Genomic DNA, 695 nt, shown 5'->3' with positions numbered 1-695 from the left:
AGCCAGCCTCGGCCTGCTTGAGGATGGCGATGATCTGACTGTCGGTGTAACGGGAAGGCTTCATGCAGAACTTTCAAAAATCATATTTAGAAAATTCTACTCATTTCAACGCTTGTTTGCAGGGGGGGGATTACCCAGTGACGGAATTTGAATTACAGAATTTGAAACATAGGAAAATTCGGACGAAAAAAAGACAAGCATTGCTTGTCCTTTTTCTTTATAACTGGCGGAGCGGACGGGGCTCGAACCCGCGACCCCCGGCGTGACAGGCCGGTATTCTAACCAACTGAACTACCACTCCGAAACTACTTAAGCTTGGTATTACAAGTTTATCTGATGGTGGGTGCTGAGAGGCTCGAACTCCCGACCTACGCCTTGTAAGGGCGCCGCTCTACCAACTGAGCTAAGCACCCAATGTTCTTGCTTAGTTCAGACAAACTTTATCGCCTGTCACCGACGACTACAGAAGCGAAATTATACTGCTTTTTTCTACTTCATGTCCAGATGTATTTTCCAGATATTCCACTATGATCTAGGAACGTCTTTCATTTTCACCTGTTCTCACTTTAAAGCAAGACCCCCGGTCAATTACTTGAGCGGGGGTATGCGGAATAAAAGCCTGACGATGACCTACTTTCACACTGGTTGCAGCACTATCATTGGCGCGGAGTCGTTTCACGGTCCTGTTCGGGATG

2 tRNA genes are annotated in these 695 nt (G+C 47.1%); both read right to left on the bottom strand.

Going from position 1 to position 695, the window contains the following annotated elements:
* Positions 1 to 224: 224 nt before the first annotated feature.
* Positions 225 to 301: transfer RNA gene (locus ACO0LE_RS20255), tRNA-Asp, on the bottom strand.
* Between the two features lie 36 nt (positions 302 to 337).
* Positions 338 to 413 (bottom strand) — tRNA-Val (locus ACO0LE_RS20250).
* Positions 414 to 695 lie beyond the last annotated feature (282 nt).

Source organism: Undibacterium sp. Xuan67W (genome assembly GCF_049340165.1).
GTDB lineage: Bacteria > Pseudomonadota > Gammaproteobacteria > Burkholderiales > Burkholderiaceae_D > Undibacterium.
The sequence above is the reverse complement of the archived record's forward strand: the minus strand, read 5'-3'. Positions and strand labels throughout refer to the sequence as shown.